This window comes from Streptomyces sp. NBC_00569 (assembly GCF_036345255.1).
Lineage (GTDB): Bacteria > Actinomycetota > Actinomycetes > Streptomycetales > Streptomycetaceae > Streptomyces.
This window is the reverse complement of record NZ_CP107783.1, coordinates 5,440,001-5,457,384: the sequence shown is the minus strand read 5'-3', so window position 1 is coordinate 5,457,384 and position 17,384 is coordinate 5,440,001. Positions and strand designations below refer to the sequence as shown.

The window sequence follows — 17,384 nt, the reverse complement described above, 5'->3', positions numbered from 1 at the left end:
AGCCCCGGATACCCCGCATAGCCGCCGTCTTCGCGATCGCCGCCGCCGCGTTCGCCCTGGGCATCACGACCGCCGCCGTCACCGACGACGGCTCGGACCACCCCGCTGCCGGCTCCCTGGCGGTCACGTCCGGCGCCGTGGCGCTCGCCGGTGCCGCGGGCGGCACCGTCCTCCTGTGCCGACGTGCGGCAGAAGAGGCTAAGCCGCCAGGTCCCGCTCTTCCGACTCCCGAGGCTCAGGAACCTCCACCGTCTCCTGAGCCGGCGAAGCAGCGGTAGGCGACCACACCAGCCACCGCAGCCGCGTCGTCCGGCCGACGGCGCGCGCCAGCGGGGTCAGCAGCGCGGACGCGAGCGGTGACAGGAGCAGCGCCACCGCCGTGCCGAGGGCGAATCCGCCGACGACGTCCGTCGGGTAGTGCACGCCCATGAAGACCCGGCAGAACCCTTCGAGCACCGCGAGTCCCAGCCCGATGAGCCCGAACTTCCGGTGGGCCACGAAGAGGCCGGCGCCGATGGCCATGGCGAGCGTCGCGTGATCGCTGACGAAGGAGAAGTCCGACTTGCCGCTGACCAGGACGTCGAGGCCGTCGTGATCGGTGAAGGGCCTGGGACGCTCGACGAAACTGCGGATCGGCACGTTCACCAGGACGGCGATCCCGGCGGCGAGCGGCGCCCACACGACGGAGGCGACGGACGAGGCGGCGTCGTCGAGCGAGTCCCGCTTCCGCACGCCCCACCAGCACCACAGCGTGAGCAGCACGAGTGCGAGCAGCAGCCCGTACTCACCGACGAACGCCATGGCGCTGTCGACCCAGCCGGGGGCGTCCTTCGCCAGGCCGTTGATGTCGTAGAGCAGACCGACGTCGGGGTTGGACCCGGAGGCCCCGAGTGCCGAGAGTCCAGCCAGTCCAGCCATCTCGCCGCGGCCCCTTCGTCTTGCTGCTCAGTGGGCGCACACGGTCGTGCGCCGCTCGTCCACCCCCGTGGTCAGATCCGCGGCCTTCGTCGATCCGCGATCGGCTCAGGAAAAGGAACGCACGGTCCCCTCTCCTTCGTTCCACAATCCACCGAATGATCACGCAGACGTTATCGAAGAGAGACACGAAGCCGCAGCTCAGGGCAGGGCTCTGACGGAGAGTTCCGGCCACGTCACACTTCGGGGTTTCCGTCCGCCCTCGCGCTCGGCACGGCCTTCGCACCATCTTCGGTCACCCGCGTCGCCCCGAAATAGTCGGGTGTGTCGACCGGGTCGAACCGGATCACGGCACCCGGACGCGGCGCGTCGATCATGTAGCCGCCGCCCACATAGATCCCGACGTGCCGGATCGCACGGCTGTTGGTGAGATCGTCCGAGAAGAAGACGAGGTCCCCCGGCAGCAGCTCGTCCCGCTTGGGATGCGGCCCGGCGTTGTACTGGTCGTTCGCCACGCGCGGCAGCTCGATCCCGACCTCCCGGTACGCGGCGAGCGTCAGCCCCGAGCAGTCGAACCGGCCGCCCTGATCGGCGGTCCCGTTCCCGCCCCAGAGATACTCGGTCCCGAGCTTCTTCTGCGCGTAGTAGATGGCACCCGCCGCCTGCTGCGACGGCTGCACCCGGCCGACCGGCCGCGCGAAGCTCTTCTCCAGGTTCGTGATCGTCTTCACGTAGTTCTGCGTCTCGCGGTACGGCGGCACGCCCCCGTACTTGATGACGGCGTACGCGCCCGCGTTGTACGCGGCAAGCATGTTCTCGGTCTGATTGCCCGGCGCGTCCTTCACGTACTTGGCGAGCGAGCAGTCGTACGAGGCGGCTGACGGAATGGCGTCCTTCGGGTCCCAGATGTCCCGGTCCCCGTCCCCGTCCCCGTCGACCCCGTGCGCGGCCCACGTCCCCGGGATGAACTGCGCTATCCCGAGCGCCTTCGCCGGGCTCTTCGCGTTCGGGTTGAACCCGCTCTCCTGATACAGCTGCGCGGCGAGCAGCGCCGGATTGATCGCGGGGCAGAGGTTCCCCCACTCCTGCACGATCGACTGGTACGCACTGGGCACGGCACCCTTGGCAAGCCCCACGGCCCCCTTGCCGACCCCGCTCGCGAGACTGCCGGCGGCCATGAACGTACCGACGACGAGCAGCGTCACGAACCCGGTCCCCCCGGCGGCGAGCGCGCCCCCGACAACCCACGCCTTACGCACCGTCAACCGCCCTCCGTAGCAGGGCCATCAGTCTAGATGCGGGCCCGTCGGACGAGGGGGGAACAGCTCCACGCTCCTTGTTCGAGCAGGCCACATACAGGAGTATCGGCGTCACTTGAGGGCTCGCAGTGGCGGGTCCGATCGTTCCTGGGGAGGGCTTGTGCGGGTGCGGGTGCGGGTCGCATGCTGTGCGGTGACCGTCGGTCTGCTGATGACGGCGGGGTGCGGCACGAAGAGCGCGGGACCTGGCGCGGACGGCGGCAGCAGGACGCCCTCCGCCACGCCCTCCTCCGCCACGCCCTCGTCGCCGCGCAGCACCGCGCCCCCCGAACCGGATCTCGGCGCGCTCCCGACGCCGTCGCACCCGGTGGCCGGGGTGGACGGATCACCGGGCGCAGGGCGGACGTTCAACGTCGCGCAGGTCAAGAGCGCGCTGCTGCGGCCCGGGGAGATCCATCCCTCCGGGACCACCGAAGCGGAGGTGTACCAGGGCGATATCAACCAGTGGTCGGGGCTGGCCGCAGGCTGGCAGGACTGCGGGACGCAGGCGAGCGGCCTGCTCAAGGAGCTGGGGGGGTTGCACGGCCCGCGCGCCCAGTACATTGCGCGGCGGCCGCTGACCGCCGAGGAAGCGAGCAAGCGGCCGCCGGACGGCAGCCGTACGGCCGTCGGGTTCGAGCGGGTGGCCTCCCTGCCGGACCCGCAGGCCGAGCGCTATCTCGAGCTGCAGTATCAGCTGCACAAGGCCTGCCCCCGCTACATGAGGGACACGGACGGTGCGCCGGAGTCGGAGTTCCGTGCGGCGGAGCGGCTCACCGGTCTCGGCGACCAGGCGATCCTCGCGGCGCGCGGGAGGAGTACCAACCCGAATGACCCGGAGAACAGCGGCGTGAGGTGGTCGTACACCGTCGAGGTGCGCATCGGCACCCTCCTCGTCACCGTCACCACCGAGCAGGCCGCGGAGGGCAGTCCCGACGACGTCGTGGCCCTGGCGGCCAGGGCGGCCCAACACGTCCGGGACACGCTTCACGCCCAGGCGCCGACGCCGACCTCATCCGGCGGCGCCGGCTGACGGGCACCACCCCAGTGCGGCCTCGGATGCAACGTGGGGCTGCCGAGTGCGGATCGTGCGCGCGGGACACCTGGCCCGGCCACTCCCACGGATTCCGACCGGGCCCGCACGGCGCCGCGGGGGGCGGTCCGGCCGTGTGGTCGGCTCGGCCACCACGTTCGTGCCAGACGGTGGATCACTCAGTACCCGCCACATCGCCGTAGGCCCGGTCTCCGAACACCAGCCCCTCGAAGGGAGTTGAGGTGAGGAAGCGACCACCCGGCTCGACCGGGCCCCTGACGGATCCGGTGACCGCCAGTGAGTGGCCAACGAACCGTCACCGTTCAGGTCACGGCGCAGACCTGACGTTCATTGCCCGGAGTGACGCAGCGTGATACACAGAGTAACCGTACGTTCCGTCGTATACGCAACCCTGTGAAGACGTTGGAACTCAGCCAAGGAATGGCGCCAAGTCGGCAGGCATCCGCGGCGATCTGGGCAAGAATGGGCCTGACCTCTGCGCTGCGGCGGGGGCGACAGAACTACCCACATGGGGCGGTGAGTTACACATGCTGCTGGCAGCCGGCAAGGGCAACATCGACACCATCATCGGCGGGATCGCCCCCGACTGGGGCCCATTCCAGAACCTGGGCAAGGAAGCACAGGTGATGGTCGAGGTCGTGATGGCGGTGGCGATCCTGCTGTGCCTGGGCATCGCCATCTGGGGCGCGGCCAAGCAACGGATCGGCGCGACGGCCCTGCGCGACACCTTCAGCGCCGAGCAGGGCAAGGGCCTCATCATCGCGGGCCTGACCGGCGTATTCATCATCGGCTCACTCGGCACGCTCTTCACCATCGTGTACGGCATGGCGATCTAGCCCCTGTTCCGCCCGCTCCGGTCTCATCTGCACTGAGGTTGCAACTCCCTGATGTCGAGTCACTACACCGCGCCCGCGCGGAAAGCAGCGCGGCTACCGTCGTACGTGACGGTTCAGCACGAGCCTGAGGGGGCGTACGCGGGATGAGTCCGGGCGACGGCAACGACGACGACCTCTACGGCGGCACAGGTCAGACCCGCACGCGCCTGCCCGACGGGGGTCAGGGCGACGCCTACGGGGGCGCTGCGCGCAGACCTGCCCGCTCTTCGTCGCGCAGTCTCATCACGGTGGTCGGAGTCGTGGTCCTCCTCATCGCGGCGATCGCCTTCGCCAACCGCGGCGGGGACGAGTCCTCTTCGGGGGGCGGCGACAGCAAGAAGCCGGGCGCATCCGCGACGGCCCCCACGGGGACGAAAGCGGTCGCGTCGGGCTTCGCCCATGACAAGCAGGGGGCGCAGAGCGCTGCGGCGAATTATGCGGTGGCCTTGGGCGGGGCCGAGATGTTCAGCGATTCCCGCCGGCACGAGATCGTTCAGGCGCTCGCTGATCCGAGCGCGCTGAACCGCCTCCAGTCCGGCTTCGACGCCGACTATTCGGAGGCCTTCCGGAAGAAGATCGGCCTCAACTCCGACGGCACTGCGCCCAACGGCAGCACGTTCGTCAATCGCACCCTGCCCGCAGGTACCAAGGTCACCAAGTACTCCGCGCAGAGCGCGAGCGTAGAGGTCTGGTGCAACGGTCTCTTCGGGCTCACCGGTGAGGGCTCCACCAACCCTGTTACTGCCAGCTGGTTCACCGTGACGCTGACACTCAACTGGACCGGCGGAGACTGGAAGGTCCAGGAGACTCGGCAGAAGACCGGCCCCACACCCGTCACCGGCGACAACCCGGTCTCAGGATCGGACGACATCAGCAAAGCGGTCGAGGAGTTCGGAGGGTTCACGTATGCCCGATAGTCCGCGCCGCCTACTGAGAGTCAGCGCCGTCGTCGCGGCCACGCAGACCACACTGGTGCTGCTGGCCACCCGCGCTTTCGCTGCCCCGGACCCCAAGAAATCCGACGACCCCTGCAGCCTGATCGCCGGCCCTGCCAGGAAGTACTGCGAGCGGGACGGCGGGGGAGGCTCCGGTGGCGGATCCCCCGCCACACCCCCCGGCACCACCAACCCCCTGGACCCCCTCTCCTCCCTCGCCAAGGGCTGTGCCGACGCCGCTTCCTGGACTGTCGACATGCTCAGCAAGTCCATCAAGCAGAACGCCAACGTCGACTTCACCAACCCGAAGTTCCTTCAGCAGTACGCCATCGTGTTCGCGGCGTCGGCGATTCTCACGCTGCTGCTGTGGCTGCTCGCCGTGGCCAAGAGGGCCGTCCGGGGTGTCCCCCTCGGTACCGCCCTCTCCGAGGCCATCGGGTTCCTCTGGCTCACGGTCATCGCGTCCGCGTTCACGCCGCTGATCCTCTACACCGTCGTGTCCGCGACGGACGGTGTCTCGGACGTGCTGGCGAAGGCGACAGGAGATCAGACGGACGCGTTCTTCGGAACGTTCTCCGGGGCGCTGAAGAAGGGCGACGACATAGGGGGCGGGCCGATCATGCTGATCGTCGTCTCGCTCGTGTCGATCCTCGCCGCGGGTGTGCTGTACCTGGAGCTGTACCTGCGGGCCGTGCTGCTGTACGTGGGCGCGCTGCTCGGGGTCGTGGTGTACGCGGGGCTCGTCGACAAGAACCTGTGGGGGCACGTCCGCCGCTGGGCCGGGGTGATGATCGCCGTGATCCTCGTGAAACCGGTGATCGTCATCGTGCTCGGGCTGGCCGGCGCGTTGTCCGGCTCGGAAGGGCCGGACTCCCTCGCCGCCGTCGTCTCCGGACTCGCCATCGTGCTGCTCGCGATCTTCGCCAGCGGCATGATCTACCGCTTCGTACCCGGCTTCGGCGACGAGATCGCCAACGGCCGTAACAACCGCATCATGCGCGGCGCCGAGAGCAAGGCGGCCGCGGTCATCAGTTCGCCCGCCGCACTCGTCTCGCAGGGCATCAAGACGCACAGCGCCCGCGCGGACGGTGGCGGCGGCAGCGGTGGCGGCCAGTCCCAGGCCCGCCCCGCGAACCCCGTGTCGGGAGGCGTGGCCGCACACAGCACACGCCCCTCCTCCGGGGGCAGTGGCGGTGGCGGCGGATCTGTCCCCTCCGCCGCACCTCCGCCCCGTACGAGTCCCACGAACACGCCGCACGCGAGCAATACGCGCAGCGGTGGTAACACCGGCCACAGCAATCGGCAAGGAGGTGCAGGGCGTTGACGACCCAGTCCCATGTGTCCCCATCGGTCACGCCCCGCCGTACGTATCTGATCGGCCGTGCCCGGCCGAACGCCATCGTCGGCAAGAACCGCGAGACCGGCGAGATCGCCCTCATCATCGGGGGCGCTTTCCTGGGCATGATGTGCGGGCTCCTCGTCCCCGCCCTGTCCCTGCGCATCACGCTGCTCCTGGGCTTCCCGCTGATCGCGCTCGCGGCCGTCTACATCCCGTACAAGCACCGCACCTTCTACAAGTGGTTCGAGATCAACCGCAGTTACAAGCGCCAGCTCAAGAGGGGTACGACGTACCGTTCGCGGGCCATGGACGCGGGGGTGCGGCTGGACGGGCGCGAGGTGGAGATCGGGCCGCCGCCCGGCATCGGCCGGCTGACGTGGCTGGCGGCGCCGTTCGGGCCGGACGAGATCGCCGTGCTGCTGCACGCCGACCGGCGCACGGTCACCGCCGCGATCGAGATCGAGGGGCCCGGCGTCGGGCTGCGGGACAGTGAGGACCAGGAGGCGCTGGTCGACCGGTTCGGCACGCTCCTGAAGCACGTCGCCAATGGGGACGGCTTCGTCACGCGGCTCCAGATGCTCGCCCGTACGCTCCCCGCCGACCCCGACGCGCACGCCAAGGACGTCGCCGTGCGCGGGGACGACCGTACGCCGGGCTGGCTGCAGCAGTCGTACAACCAGCTCCAGTCGATGGTGTCGACGAGCAGCGAGCAGCACCGCGCCTACCTCGTGGCCTGCATGCACTACACCCGCGAGCTGGCCGCCGAGGCGCACGCCATGGCCCGCGCGGCCCGTCCCCACAGCGGCCGCAAGGTCGACCGGGACGCCGGGCTCGCGGTCGTCATGGCGCGCGAGCTCACCGACATCTGCTCGCGCCTCCAGGAGGCCGACATCCGGGTGCGGCAGCCGCTCGGGCAGGGGCGCCTCGCCTCGCTCGTGCACTCCATGTACGACCCGGACCATCCGATCGACCACATCCAGGCGATGACCAAGCGCAATGCCTGGCCGGCCGAGCTCGACGCGATGGAGCCGACGTACCTCCAGGCCAAGACGCGCGAGTCGTCGACGCGCGCGCCCTGGTGCCACGCCACCGCCTGGGTCAAGGAGTGGCCGATGACGCCGGTCGGCGTGAACTTCCTGGCGCCGCTCCTCGTCCACACCCCCGACGTCATCCGCACCGTGGCCGTCACGATGGACCTGGAACCCACCGAGGTCGCCATCGAGCGGATGCTCACGGAGAAGACGAACGACGAGGCGGAGGCCAGCCGCGCCGCCAAGATGAACCGGACCGTCGACCCGCGTGACGTCGCCGCCAACACGCGCCTCGACCAGCGCGGCGAAGACCTCGCGAGCGGCGCGGCCGGGGTCAACCTCGTCGGTTACATCACCGTCTCCTCCCGCTCGCCGGAGAGCCTCGCGCGCGACAAGCGCACGATCCGCGCCTCCGCCGGCAAGTCCTATCTGAAGCTGGAGTGGTGCGACCGCGAGCACCACAGGGCCTTCGTCAACACATTGCCGTTCGCGACCGGCATCCGACGGTAGAGGCAGGGCTCTGAGATGCGGGATCCGCTGTCCATGGCCACGGACGCCTTCACCTCCTTCCTGTTCGGGAAGGTGGAGACGACCCGGCTTCCGGTCCGTACGTCGACGGGGCAGGCCCAGGCGGTCTACCTGCCGACGGCCGCCCCCGGCCTCGGCGACTCGGGCGTCATCATCGGCCGCGAGGTGTACTCCGGCAAGGGCTACATCTACGACCCCTTCCAGCTGTACGGGCAGCAGCTGCCCGCCCCGCACTGGCTGGTCCTCGGCGAGTCCGGCAACGGCAAGTCCGCGCTGGAGAAGACCTATGTCCTGAGGCAGCTGAGGTTCAAGGACCGACAGGTCGTCGTCCTCGACGCGCAGGGTGAGGACGGGGTCGGCGAATGGAACCTCATCGCCCAGGAGCTGGGTATAACTCCCATCCGGCTGGACCCGACGGCCGCTCTGGACATGGGGATCCGGCTCAACCCGCTCGACCCGGCGATCACGACGACCGGGCAGCTCGCCCTGCTCCGGACGATCATCGAGGTCGCCATGGGGCACGGCCTCGACGAGCGCTCGGGCTTCGCCCTCAAGGTCGCGCACGCCTACGTCAACGAGACCATCGTCGAGCGCCAGCCCGTCCTGACCGACATCGTCGAGCAGCTCCGCCACCCGGAACCCGAGTCGGCGGAAGCCATGAACGTGGCCATAGACGACGTACGGGCGTGGGGACTTGATGTCGCCCTGGTCATCGACCGTCTCGTGGACGGTGATCTGCGCGGCATGTTCGACGGTCCGACGACGGTCGGTATCGACCTCGACGCCCCGCTGATCGTCTTCGACCTCTCCCACATCGACCGCAACTCCATCGCGATGCCGATCCTGATGGCGATCGTGGGTGTGTGGCTGGAGCACACCTGGATCCGGCCGGACCGCAAGAAGCGCATCTTCCTGGTGGAGGAGGCCTGGCACATCATCAACTCGCCCTTCGTGGCGCAGCTGTTCCAGCGGCTCCTGAAGTTCGGCCGGCGTCTCGGTCTGTCGTTCGTGGCCGTCGTCCACCACCTCAGCGACGTGGTCGACGGGGCCGCGGCCAAGGAAGCGGCCGCGATCCTGAAGATGGCCTCGACCAGGACCATCTACGCCCAGAAGGCCGACGAGGCACGGGCCACCGGTCTCGTGCTCGGCCTGCCACGCTGGGCCGTGGAGATCATCCCCTCGCTGACCCCGGGCATCGCGGTCTGGGACGTGAACGGGAACGTCCAGGTCGTGAAGCACCTCATCACCGAGACGGAACGGCCCCTGGTCTTCACCGACCGCGCCATGACGGAGTCCTCCGCCGAGACGCTCGGCGACGACGACGCCATGCGCGCCGCCGACCTGGAGGCGGAGGAGCGGGCGGCCGCCTTCGTGGAACAGCACATGGGCGACCGGCTGAAGGACTCCTCGGAGTCGACGGTGGCCTGAGGTCTGAGGTCTGGGTTCTGAGGCCGGAGGCCTCAGGTCCGCGGCCTGGGAAGTTACTGGTGGGGCTCGGCGAGAGCGAGAGCGGCATGCGGCGGCACGACGCCTACGAGCAGGACGACAGGTACGGGGACCGGGGCCGTGGTGGCCCCGCCCCGCGGGAACGGGAACGCGGCATTCCCGACGGGCTGCTCCTCGGCGTGCTCGCGTTCCTGCTCGGCATGACCGTCATGGTGTGGACGGCGACGGGCCTGTCGGGCCTGTTCTCCAAGGGCGCCTGGCCGGACGGCGTGACGATCCGCCACACGCCGGTGGCGATGCGCTCCCTCATCGGCCGCCCGCACGACCTGCCGGGCGCGTGGCCGGACACCCCGGACGGGCAGCTCTCCGGGTACGGGCTGTTCTGGGGCCTGTTCATCGGCCAGGTCCTTGTGCTGATCGTGCTCACGGTGTTCGTCGCGGGGACGGTGGCGCGGTGGCGGGCCGTGCGGCGGAGGGGCCGGGCGGAGGCGGCCGCCGCTGCTTCGGCCGAGCCGGCGCCCTTGGCCGCCCCCGCTCCCCGGGCGCCGGTCTCCGAGGTCCCGGTCGCCCAGGCCCCGGTCTCCGAGGTCCCCGCAGCCGGACCGGAGCCCCATGAGAGCCACGAGAAGCCGGAGCGTCAGGAGAGTCCCGCCGCCCCGGCCGCCCCCACGACCGTCCCCGCCCCCCGCGGTCCCGTCGTCCTCGGGCCCGCCGAGACCCGCGCTCCCCGGGCCATCCAGGCCATCAGGGACGCGGAGGGTCCCGTCCTCGTCGTCACGTCGTCGGCGAGCGTCTGGGCGGAGACCAAGGACGCCAGGTCGAAGCTCGGCCCCGTCCTCGTGTACGACCCCACCCATCTGTGCGACACCCCGGCCCGCCTCCACTGGAACCCGGCGCAGGGCTGCGAGGACAAGCCCACGGCCGCGTCCCGTGCGGCGGCCCTCCTCGCCCCGATCCGGCCCACCGCCAAACTCGACACGGCCACCGCCGACACGGCGGAGACGCTGCTGCGGAGCTTCCTGCACGCCGCCGCCCTGGACACGAAGCCGTTCCGGCACGTGCACCGCTGGGCGCAGGGCACCCAGGTCCAGGAGGCCGTACGCATCCTGCGTACGAGCCCGAAGGCGGCGGCGGGCGCCGCAGGCGAGCTGGAGGCCGCGCTCACCTCGCACCCCGAACGCCGGGACATGGCGCAGGAGTTGACGGCCCGCGCACTGTCCTCTCTGTTCTCCGTCCACATCCGGGAGGCGTGCACCCCAAACCGAACTGATGCGCTCACCCTGGATTCTTTCGCGAACGAAGGGGGCACGCTTTATGTGGTGGGTGAAGCCATCGAGGATCCCAAGGCGGACCCGGGCGCGATGCCCCTCCTCACGGCCCTCGCCTCAAGCGTGGTCGAGCACGGCCGGCGCATGGCCGAACGGTCATCTGCCGGTCGGCTCGACCCACCAATGACGCTCGTCCTCGACGACGTCGCCGCGGTGGCTCCGCTTCCCCAGCTTCCGGAGCTGCTGTCCACCGGAGCGGACCGGGGTCTGCCGACCCTGGCCCTCCTCCGGTCCCGGGAGCAGGGCCGGGCCCGCTGGCCGCACGCCGAACTCCCGGCCCCTTGAGGCCTGTCACCGACGCTCCAGCACCATCTCGTACTCGACCTTCGCCGGGTCGCCCGGCACCGCCACGCTCGCCCCGCTGCGGCCGAAGCCGAACCGCCGGTAGAACGCCTGCGCCCGCGCGTTGTCCTGGTGCACGTACAGGCGCACCCGCTCCAGGCCCTCCAACGAGTGCGCCCACTCCACGGCCGCGCGGAACAGCGCCTCGGTCACGCCGCTCCCCCGGTGCTCGGGCCGCACGTACACGCCGACGAGATGCGCCTGCCGCACCTCGCTCGTGTCGCCGAACACGAGCGGCGCCCCGGCCTCCTCCACGCGCACGGTCACGGACCCCCACCAGCGGCCGTCCGCTCCCTCGGCGACGAACTGGTTTCCGGAACCGTCGAGTTCGAACCGTCCGGCCCGGTCCCGCCAGAACTCCTCGGGCCGCGCGACCGCGGTCTCGTACGTCTCCAGGAAGGCGATCGGCGCCGCCGGATCGCGCAGGGCGGCGAGCCGGATCTCCCGCACCGCCGCCCACTCCTCCGGCCGGACAGGACGTACGACGTACTTCTCGGCAGGCTCCATGGGCCGGACCCTACGGGACCGTCGTACCGGGGTACTACAGCATTTCGGCAGCTCCGGACCGCGGTCGGACGCCCTGCCCCCGCCCTTCTCCCTACCTTCGGAGCATGACGATCAGGGCACACGGACTCACCAAACGCTACGGCGACAAGACCGTCGTCCAGGACCTCACCTTCACGGTCCACCCGGGCACCGTCACCGGCTTCCTCGGCCCGAACGGCGCCGGCAAGTCCACGACCATGCGCATGCTCCTGGGCCTCGACGCCCCCACCGCGGGCCACGCCACCGTCGGCGGCCGCGCCTACGCCGCCCACGCCGCGCCCCTGCACGAGGTCGGCGCCCTCCTGGAGGCCCGCTCGATCCACCCGGGCCGCACCGCGTTCCACCACCTCATGGCGCTCGCCCACACCCACGGAGTGCCGCGCTCCCGCGTCGACCACGTCCTGGCTCTCACCGGCCTCACCGACGTCGCGGGAAAACGCGTGAAGGGCTTCTCCCTCGGCATGGGCCAGCGCCTCGGCATCGCGGCCGCGCTCATCGCCGACCCGGCCACCGTCATCCTGGACGAGCCGGTCAACGGCCTCGACCCGGAGGGCGTCCTGTGGGTCCGCAACCTCCTCAAGTCCCTTGCCGCGGAGGGCCGTACAGTCCTCGTGTCCTCGCACCTGATGAGCGAGACGGCCCTGACCGCCGACCACCTCGTCATCATCGGCCGCGGCCGCCTCCTCGCCGACACCACCGTCGCCGACCTCGTACGCGAATCCGGCGCGGCCTACGTCAAGGTCGTCACGCCCGAAGCAGCACGCCTGCGTGAGCTCCTGTCCGACGCTCCCGGCGTCGAGGTCACCGGTGAGTCGCCCGACACCCTGCACATCCGTGGCACGGACGCCCCGCACGTCGGCCGCACGGCCGCCACGCACGGCATCCCCCTCTTCGAACTCACCCCGCAGACGGCCTCGCTGGAGCAGGCGTTCATGGACCTCACCCACGACTCGGTCGAGTACCAGGCCACGGCCATGACGGGAGCGGCAGCATGACCACCGCAGTCCCCTACCGCGTCACCACTTCCCGCGTGCTGCGCTCCGAGTGGCACAAGTTCTGGACCCTGCGCTCCACATGGATCACCCTCGCCGTCGCGAGCGCCCTCGTCCTCGCCGTCGGCATCACCATGGGTTCGACGTACGACGGCGACGACTCCGAGATCGACACGGTCGTCTTCGTCCTCCTCGGCACCCAGCTCTCACAGCTCTGCGTCGCCGTCCTCGGCATCCTGGTCACGGCGAGCGAGTACTCGACAGGCATGATCCGCGCCTCCCTGACAGCGGTCCCGCGCCGGCTGCCCGTGCTGTGGTCCAAGGCCGGCGTGTTCGCGGCCGTCGCGTTCACCCTGGGCCTCCTGACGAACGTGGTCACGTTCCTCGTCGCGCAGATCTGGCTCTCCGACAGCGACAAGGCGACCTCGCTCACCGACCCGGGCGTCCTCGGCGCCCTCGCGGGCAACGCCGCCGGGATCACCCTCATGAGCCTGATCGCCCTCGGCCTCGGCGCCCTTCTCCGCTCGGTCCCGGCGGCGATCGGCGCGTTCGTCGGCGCCGTGCTGATCCTCCCCGAGATCCTCGGCATGCTCCCGTACGACGCCGTGGCCAGCGCCGTGAACCACTTCCCGACCCGGTCCGCCGAATCCCTCGGCTCCGCCACCCACCTCGCCGGCGCGGTCTCCCCCGCCATGGGCCTCCTCTCCCTGTCCCTGTGGGCCGCCGCGGCCCTCACCGCCGCGGCCCTGCTCCTCAGGCGCCGCGACGTATGACCCCCCTCGGAACCCTTTCCCGTACGAGGATGAACCGGTGACGGACGACAGGACCCAGGGGCCGGAACGAGCCCCCTTCCCCCTCACCGCGTACGTCCAGCGACTCACCGAGCGGGTGCGCGCCTTCGACCGGCGCCGCCCGCTCGGCTGGGACCTGGTCCTGACGGGCTTCTTCGTCATCGCCGCCCTCGTCGACTACACGGGCGGCGGCTGGCGCAACATCGCCCACAACACCGACGTACCGAGTCCGCTGGTCCTGTTCCTGAGCCTCGCCCTGACGGTGCCCCTGCTGGGGCGCCGCACGCGTCCGATGACGGCACTCGCGGTGATGGTGGCGGCCGGGGTCGTCAACAGCTGGACGGGTGCGCTGCTCCAGGCGGCCCTGGTCCAGCTCATCGTCGTGTTCAACGTCGCGCTGCGCCGCCCGCTGAAGCTCCTCGCGACCGCCTGCGCGCTGACGCTGGTACCGGTCGTCGTGGGCGTCGTCCGCTATCCGAAGGGCAGTTGGGACCAGCAGATCGTCCCGCAGGTGTGGGCGATCACCCTGGTGGCGCTGCTCGGCATCGCGGTCCGCAGCCGCCAGGAGTACACGTCGTCCCTCGTCGAGCGCGCCCGCCGGCTCGAAGTCGAGCGCGACCAGCAGGCCCAGCTCGCCGCGGCGGCGGAACGCACCCGCATCGCCCGCGAGATGCACGACATCATCGGCCACAACCTCTCCGTCATCACGGGTCTCGCCGACGGCGGCTCCTACGCGGCGGCCAAGAACCCCGAACGCGCGGGACAGGCACTGGACGCCATCGCCACCACGAGCCGTCAGGCCCTCGCGGAACTGCGCCGTCTCCTCGACGTACTGCGCGAAGAGGCCACGCCCACCACCGAGTTGGCACCCCAGCCGGCACTCACGGACCTGGACCGGCTCGTCGACGGCGTCCGCGCGGCGGGCCTGCCCGTACGTCTCGCACTGCACGGCCGGCCCGACTCCCTCGCCCCCGGAAAGGAACTGACGGTGTACCGGGTCGTGCAGGAGGCGCTCACCAACACGCTCAAGCACGCCGGTCCTGGCGCCGCCGCGGCTGTCGACGTCACGTACGGGGACGACGGGGTACGCGTCAGCGTCACGGACACGGGCCGCGGAGGTCCGGCGCCGGAACCGGGCGCGGGACGCGGCCTGACCGGCATGCGCGAGCGAACTTCCCTCTACGACGGCACACTTGAGGCAGGCCCGCTGCCCACGCCCCCGGGCGGCTGGCGCGTCCATCTCCACCTCCCGAAGGAACCCTCCCCGTGACCAGCGTGCTCATCGTCGACGACCAGCCCATGCAGCGCTTCGGGTTCCGCATGCTGCTGGAGAGCCAGGACGACCTGACGGTCGCCGGTGAGGCGGGCGACGGCGCCGAGGCGGTCCGCCTCGCGGCGCGCCTCCACCCGGACGTCGTCCTGATGGACATCCGCATGCCGACGCTCGACGGCATCGAGGCCACACGCCGCATCGTCGCGTCCGGCGACCGCACCCGGGTCCTGATCCTCACGACGTTCGACCTCGACGAGTACGCGTACGACGGCCTGCGTGCGGGAGCGTCCGGATTCCTCGTCAAGGACGCACTGCCCGAGGAGCTCCTCTCCGGGATCCGCGCGGTGGCGACGGGCGACGCGGTGGTCGCGCCGAGCCTGACGCGCCGTCTTCTCGACGCGTACGCACAGCACTTGCCGGCCACGCACGCGCCCCAGGGCCCCGACCCCCGGATCGCCGCCCTCACGGACCGGGAGCGCGAGATCCTCACGGTCATCGCCCAGGGCTGGACGAATTCGGAGATCTCCGCACGCCTGCACCTCGCCGAATCGACGGTGAAGACGCATGTGAGCCGCATTCTGGCGAAAACGGGGGCCCGGGACCGGGTGCAGGCGGTGATTGTGGCGTACGACGCGAAGCTGGTGGAGCCGGCGTGAATCCGAAAGTACCGGAACGCAAAAAAGCCTCGTTCCCCGAGTTTTCACTCGGGGAACGAGGCTTTTTATCAAAAATAGTTCGGCGGCGTCCTACTCTCCCACAGGGTCCCCCCTGCAGTACCATCGGCGCTGTGAGGCTTAGCTTCCGGGTTCGGAATGTAACCGGGCGTTTCCCTCACGCTATGACCACCGAAACACTATGAAACTGTCAACCGCACCACGCTCTGTGACAAACGTGGGGTTGTTCGTGGTTTCAGAACCAACACAGTGGACGCGAGCAACTGAGGACAAGCCCTCGGCCTATTAGTACCAGTCACCTCCACCCGTTACCGGGCTTCCAGATCTGGCCTATCAACCCAGTCGTCTACTGGGAGCCTTAACCCCTCAAGGGGGTGGGAATACTCATCTCGAAGCAGGCTTCCCGCTTAGATGCTTTCAGCGGTTATCCTTTCCGAACGTAGCCAACCAGCCATGCCCTTGGCAGGACAACTGGCACACCAGAGGTTCGTCCGTCCCGGTCCTCTCGTACTAGGGACAGCCCTTCTCAATATTCCTACGCGCACAGCGGATAGGGACCGAACTGTCTCACGACGTTCTAAACCCAGCTCGCGTACCGCTTTAATGGGCGAACAGCCCAACCCTTGGGACCGACTCCAGCCCCAGGATGCGACGAGCCGACATCGAGGTGCCAAACCATCCCGTCGATATGGACTCTTGGGGAAGATCAGCCTGTTATCCCCGGGGTACCTTTTATCCGTTGAGCGACGGCGCTTCCACAAGCCACCGCCGGATCACTAGTCCCGACTTTCGTCCCTGCTCGACCCGTCGGTCTCACAGTCAAGCTCCCTTGTGCACTTACACTCAACACCTGATTACCAACCAGGCTGAGGGAACCTTTGGGCGCCTCCGTTACTCTTTAGGAGGCAACCGCCCCAGTTAAACTACCCATCAGACACTGTCCCTGATCCGGATCACGGACCCAGGTTAGACATCCAGCACGACCAGAGTGGTATTTCAACGACGACTCCCCCTGAACTGGCGTCCAGAGTTCAAAGTCTCCCACCTATCCTACACAAGCCGAACCGAACACCAATATCAAACTGTAGTAAAGGTCCCGGGGTCTTTCCGTCCTGCTGCGCGAAACGAGCATCTTTACTCGTAGTGCAATTTCACCGGGCCTATGGTTGAGACAGTCGAGAAGTCGTTACGCCATTCGTGCAGGTCGGAACTTACCCGACAAGGAATTTCGCTACCTTAGGATGGTTATAGTTACCACCGCCGTTTACTGGCGCTTAAGTTCTCAGCTTCGCACACCCGAAAGTGCACTAACCGGTCCCCTTAACGTTCCAGCACCGGGCAGGCGTCAGTCCGTATACATCGCCTTACGGCTTCGCACGGACCTGTGTTTTTAGTAAACAGTCGCTTCTCGCTGGTCTCTGCGGCCACCCCCAGCTCATGAAGTAAATTCAATCACCGGTGATGGCCCCCTTCTCCCGAAGTTACGGGGGCATTTTGCCGAGTTCCTTAACCATAGTTCACCCGAACGCCTCGGTATTCTCTACCTGACCACCTGAGTCGGTTTAGGGTACGGGCCGCCATGAAACTCGCTAGAGGCTTTTCTCGACAGCATAGGATCATCCACTTCACCACAATCGGCTCGGCATCAGGTCTCAGGCACAAGCTGTCCGGATTTACCTAGACAGCGCCCTACACCCTTACCCCGGGACAACCACCGCCCGGGCTGGACTACCTTCCTGCGTCACCCCATCACTCACCTACTACAAGTCTGGTCCGTCGGCTCCACCACTTTCCTTTCCCCGAAGGGTCCGGAACGGCTTCACGGACTTAGCATCGCCTGATTCAATGTTTGACGCTTCACAGCGGGTACCGGAATATCAACCGGTTATCCATCGACTACGCCTGTCGGCCTCGCCTTAGGTCCCGACTTACCCTGGGCAGATCAGCTTGACCCAGGAACCCTTAGTCAATCGGCGCACACGTTTCTCACGTGTGTATCGCTACTCATGCCTGCATT

General features: G+C 68.9%; 14 protein-coding genes and 2 rRNA genes (1 of these 16 cut by a window edge). 11 read left to right on the top strand and 5 right to left on the bottom strand.

From position 1 onward, the window contains the following. Positions 1–198: 198 nt before the first annotated feature. Positions 199–918, bottom strand: coding sequence for a phosphatase PAP2 family protein (locus tag OHO83_RS24570; protein ID WP_266672031.1), 720 nt, complete (start codon positions 916–918; stop codon positions 199–201). A gap of 233 nt (positions 919–1,151) precedes the next feature. Further along, on the bottom strand, positions 1,152–2,174 hold the full coding sequence (locus OHO83_RS24565) for a C40 family peptidase (protein WP_323186993.1): 1,023 nt from the start codon (positions 2,172–2,174) through the stop codon (positions 1,152–1,154). A gap of 193 nt (positions 2,175–2,367) precedes the next feature. On the opposite strand from OHO83_RS24565, the gene OHO83_RS24560 reads away from it, so the two are divergent. From OHO83_RS24560 to OHO83_RS24530, 7 genes are all read left to right on the top strand, one after another. After that, the gene (locus OHO83_RS24560) at positions 2,368–3,246 is read left to right on the top strand and encodes a hypothetical protein (RefSeq protein WP_266672035.1); all 879 of its coding nucleotides are present in this window, start codon (positions 2,368–2,370) and stop codon (positions 3,244–3,246) included. A gap of 548 nt (positions 3,247–3,794) precedes the next feature. Further along, positions 3,795–4,103, top strand: a complete 309-nt coding sequence (locus OHO83_RS24555) for a hypothetical protein (protein WP_116512240.1) — start codon at positions 3,795–3,797, stop codon at positions 4,101–4,103. 143 nt (positions 4,104–4,246) lie between these two features. After that, the gene (locus OHO83_RS24550) at positions 4,247–5,059 is read left to right on the top strand and encodes a hypothetical protein (RefSeq protein ID WP_266672037.1); all 813 of its coding nucleotides are present in this window, start codon (positions 4,247–4,249) and stop codon (positions 5,057–5,059) included. After that, positions 5,049–6,401: a hypothetical protein gene (locus OHO83_RS24545; protein WP_266672039.1), complete on the top strand. Its 1,353-nt coding sequence runs from the start codon at positions 5,049–5,051 to the stop codon at positions 6,399–6,401. Before OHO83_RS24550 ends, OHO83_RS24545 begins: the two co-directional genes overlap by 11 nt. Next, positions 6,398–7,957 carry an SCO6880 family protein gene (locus tag OHO83_RS24540; RefSeq protein WP_266672041.1) on the top strand — a complete coding sequence of 520 codons (1,560 nt, stop codon included), beginning with the start codon at positions 6,398–6,400 and terminating at the stop codon, positions 7,955–7,957. Before OHO83_RS24545 ends, OHO83_RS24540 begins: the two co-directional genes overlap by 4 nt. 15 nt (positions 7,958–7,972) lie before the next feature. Next, the gene (locus OHO83_RS24535; RefSeq protein ID WP_116512236.1) at positions 7,973–9,403 is read left to right on the top strand and encodes an ATP-binding protein; all 1,431 of its coding nucleotides are present in this window, start codon (positions 7,973–7,975) and stop codon (positions 9,401–9,403) included. Positions 9,404–9,489: 86 nt separating this feature from the next. Continuing rightward, the gene (locus OHO83_RS24530; RefSeq protein WP_266676463.1) at positions 9,490–11,034 is read left to right on the top strand and encodes a TraM recognition domain-containing protein; all 1,545 of its coding nucleotides are present in this window, start codon (positions 9,490–9,492) and stop codon (positions 11,032–11,034) included. 6 nt (positions 11,035–11,040) lie between these two features. Here OHO83_RS24530 and OHO83_RS24525 read toward each other — a convergent pair whose 3' ends face one another. Continuing rightward, the gene (locus OHO83_RS24525; protein WP_266672044.1) at positions 11,041–11,598 is read right to left on the bottom strand and encodes a GNAT family N-acetyltransferase; all 558 of its coding nucleotides are present in this window, start codon (positions 11,596–11,598) and stop codon (positions 11,041–11,043) included. Positions 11,599–11,702: 104 nt separating this feature from the next. On the opposite strand from OHO83_RS24525, the gene OHO83_RS24520 reads away from it, so the two are divergent. From OHO83_RS24520 to OHO83_RS24505, 4 genes are read left to right on the top strand one after another with little or no spacing between them, the layout of a single operon-like run. Then, complete coding sequence (locus OHO83_RS24520) at positions 11,703–12,632, top strand: ABC transporter ATP-binding protein (RefSeq protein ID WP_266672045.1); 930 nt, start codon at positions 11,703–11,705, stop codon at positions 12,630–12,632. Continuing rightward, a complete protein-coding gene (locus OHO83_RS24515) occupies positions 12,629–13,402 on the top strand; it encodes an ABC transporter permease (protein ID WP_266672047.1) in 774 nt (257 codons plus the stop codon). The genes OHO83_RS24520 and OHO83_RS24515 overlap by 4 nt, the downstream gene beginning before the upstream one ends. Before the next feature lie 37 nt (positions 13,403–13,439). Further along, positions 13,440–14,690: a sensor histidine kinase gene (locus OHO83_RS24510; protein ID WP_266672049.1), complete on the top strand. Its 1,251-nt coding sequence runs from the start codon at positions 13,440–13,442 to the stop codon at positions 14,688–14,690. Further along, positions 14,687–15,349: a response regulator gene (locus OHO83_RS24505; protein WP_266672051.1), complete on the top strand. Its 663-nt coding sequence runs from the start codon at positions 14,687–14,689 to the stop codon at positions 15,347–15,349. The genes OHO83_RS24510 and OHO83_RS24505 overlap by 4 nt, the downstream gene beginning before the upstream one ends. A 77-nt stretch (positions 15,350–15,426) precedes the next feature. Here the strand turns inward: OHO83_RS24505 and rrf are convergent. Continuing rightward, a 5S ribosomal RNA gene (rrf, locus tag OHO83_RS24500) occupies positions 15,427–15,543 on the bottom strand. A gap of 89 nt (positions 15,544–15,632) precedes the next feature. Then, a 23S ribosomal RNA gene (locus OHO83_RS24495) occupies positions 15,633–17,384 on the bottom strand (it continues 1,370 nt past the right edge of the window).